General features: G+C 56.7%; 4 protein-coding genes and 1 pseudogene. All 5 read right to left on the bottom strand.

The genetic code is table 11. The annotated features are described in order from the left end of the window. Positions 1-201 (bottom strand): annotated as a pseudogene (locus PHS32_RS24115) (acyl-[acyl-carrier-protein]--UDP-N-acetylglucosamine O-acyltransferase); the annotation flags it as partial. Positions 202-293: 92 nt separating this feature from the next. Continuing rightward, positions 294-731, bottom strand: a complete 438-nt coding sequence (gene fabZ / locus PHS32_RS24120) for a 3-hydroxyacyl-ACP dehydratase FabZ (protein ID WP_301082169.1) — start codon at positions 729-731, stop codon at positions 294-296. 45 nt (positions 732-776) lie between these two features. Beyond that, positions 777-1766 carry a UDP-3-O-(3-hydroxymyristoyl)glucosamine N-acyltransferase gene (gene lpxD, locus PHS32_RS24125; protein ID WP_301082170.1) on the bottom strand — a complete coding sequence of 330 codons (990 nt, stop codon included), beginning with the start codon at positions 1764-1766 and terminating at the stop codon, positions 777-779. 22 nt (positions 1767-1788) lie between these two features. Beyond that, positions 1789-2313, bottom strand: a complete 525-nt coding sequence (locus PHS32_RS24130) for an OmpH family outer membrane protein (RefSeq protein WP_301082172.1) — start codon at positions 2311-2313, stop codon at positions 1789-1791. Continuing rightward, a partial coding sequence (locus tag PHS32_RS24135) for a BamA/TamA family outer membrane protein (RefSeq protein ID WP_301082174.1) occupies positions 2313-2687 on the bottom strand: 375 nt, incomplete at its 5' end. The genes PHS32_RS24135 and PHS32_RS24130, both read right to left, overlap by 1 nt.

A 2687-nucleotide genomic window follows, 5' to 3' on the forward strand; every position in this document is an offset into this window, starting at 1 on the left:
AATAGCACCCAAAGAGCTGAATTGAAAAATGCGGTTGTCGCGTCCGATCGTGGTGTGCCCTTCGATCACGCAATGCGGACCAATGGTGGTCCCCGCGCCCACCTTGACGTTGGGGCCAATCAGGCTGTAGGGGCCAACGGTCACCGAGCTGTCAAGCTGGGCCTGGGAATCGACAATCGCCGTGGCATGAATGGTTGTCAAGGCGCGGACCTCCGCCGGGCCGCCCCAAGGAGGCTCAGTCCCCCCGGGGGGCAGTGCAGCGGCGAAGCCGCAAACGTGGGGGCTCTCATCTTTTAGGCTATTTTGCGCACAGCGCAGGTCAGCTCGGCTTCCACAGCGAGTTCGTCGTCCACCAGGGCGCGCGCCTTGAACTTGAAAATGCCCGCCTTCATGCGCACCAACTCAACCTCAAGAATCAGTTGATCGCCAGGCTCCACCGGACGCTTGAAGCGCACGCCATCCATGCCGGCAAAATAGTAGACAGAATCCTCGTCTGGCGTCGTATCGATCGCGTCAAACGCCAGCAGCGCGGCGGCCTGCGCCAGGGCTTCGAGCATCAACACGCCCGGCATCACAGGCCGATGGGGAAAGTGGCCTTGAAAAAATGGCTCATTGATGGTGACATTTTTCAACGCCCGGATGCTCTTACCCTTGTCAATCGCCAGCACCCGATCCACCAACAGGAAGGGGTAACGGTGTGGCAGTTGCTTGAGAATTTTATAAATGTCCATGGTATTTCTATTCAGTTGGGGACAGAGCTTGTTCACTTCGTGTAACTACGGTCTGTCCCGCAAGGTCATTAGTTTATCTTCCAGCGCCCGAATGCGGTCGCGCAAACTGTGCAGCTGTTTCAGTGACGCAGCATTTTTTTCCCAGGCGGCATTGTCATCAATCGGGAACATGCCCGTGTAGTGACCGGGCTTGCGAAGCGAGCGGGTGACCACTGTGGCCGCCGAGATGTTAACCCCATCGGCCAGCGTCAGATGTCCCAGCACAATGGCACCGCCACCCAGGGTGCAATGAGCGCCAATGGTGGCGCTGCCCGCCACGCCGACACAGCCGGCCATCGCGGTATGTTTCCCAACATGTACGTTGTGGCCGATTTGTATCAAGTTGTCGAGCTTGACGCCGTCTTCAATCACCGTGTCTTGCAAGGCGCCACGGTCAATGCAGGTATTGGCGCCAATTTCAACGTCGTTGCCGATGCGAACCGCACCGAGTTGTTCAATTTTTTCCCAAGCCCCCGCATGAGGCGCAAAACCAAAACCATCGGCACCAATCACAACGCCTGAGTGCACCAGACAACGCTCGCCGATGACACAATTTTCACCCACCGTCACGCGCGACTTGAGCACCGTGTCGGCACCCACGCTGGCGCCACTTTCAATCACGCACAGGGCGCCAATGCAGGCTCGCTGGTGCACAAAAGCCTCAGGGTCAATCACCGCGCTCCGGTGAATCCGCGGCCGTGCCGTCCGCGGCAGACTCTTTTTCCAGAGTTGCGTGACACGGGCAAAGTACAGGTAAGGTTGCTCGGTCACGATGCAAGCCCCGCGCGCCAGCGCCGCTCCGCGCATCTCCGGGCTGACGATGACACAAGCGGCTCTGGAGGCCGCCAATTGGTTCTGGTACTTGGGGTGGCTGAGAAAACTCAACTGTTGTGGCGTTGCGCTTTCAAGTGGCGCCAGGCCCTCGATTTTGAGACTTGCATCGCCCTGCAAATCTCCGCCAAGCAACTCGACAATCGAACCTAGAAGCAGCGTCACACGTCACTTGCCTGAGGCACCGCTATTTAACGCCGTTCGAATTCAGGACCTTGAGGACTTTATCGGTGATATCCAGTCTTGGATTGACATACACCGCGTCCTGCAGAATCAGGTCGTATTTTTCCGCTTCAGCCACTTGCTTGACCACTTTGTTGGCGCGCTCAATCACCTGCTGCAACTCTTCGTTTTTGCGGGCGTTCAGGTCTTCCTGAAATTCACGACGTTTGCGCTGGAAGTCACGATCCTGCTCCACCAACTGCTTTTGACGCGTGGTCCGCTGCCCCGCCGACAAAGTAGGTGCTTCACGGTCAAAGGTGTCAGCCAGCGTCTTCAACGCAGCCCCCAGATCAATGATTTCTTTTTCGCGCTTCGAAAACTCCTGCTCCAGCTTGAGCTGGGCCGACTTGGCCGTACTCGCCTCTTTGAAAATCCGGTCGGTACTGACGAATCCAATCCTGAACTCCTGGGCTTGAGCCTGCATTTGTGCCAATACCAGCAGACCGCCGAACAAGATACTGGCAAAACTGCGACGTAGAAAATAGTTCATTAGAAAGTCGTCCCAATTTGAAATTGCATGGTCTGGATTTTATCGCCTTCAAACTTTTTGATGGGCTTGGCAATCGCCAGTCGCAACGGACCGACCGGCGATATCCAGCTGATACCCACACCGACCGATGAGCGCAGGCTGCCCGCATTTTCATTGATCGCGCCCGGACCCGACACACTGCCAACATCTAGGAACGCGAACATCCGCAAGGTCCGGTCATTGCCGGCGCCGGGAAAGGGGGAAAGTATTTCGGCGTTCAAATTCATCTTTCTAGTACCACCAAGGATGGTTCCCGCGCTGTCCTGCGGTCCCAGACTTCCTTGTTCAAATCCGCGTACCGACCCCAAACCGCCCCCGTAGAAATTTTTAAACAC

It is taken from the genome of Rhodoferax sp., assembly GCF_028714215.1.
Taxonomy (GTDB): domain Bacteria; phylum Pseudomonadota; class Gammaproteobacteria; order Burkholderiales; family Burkholderiaceae_C; genus Rhodoferax.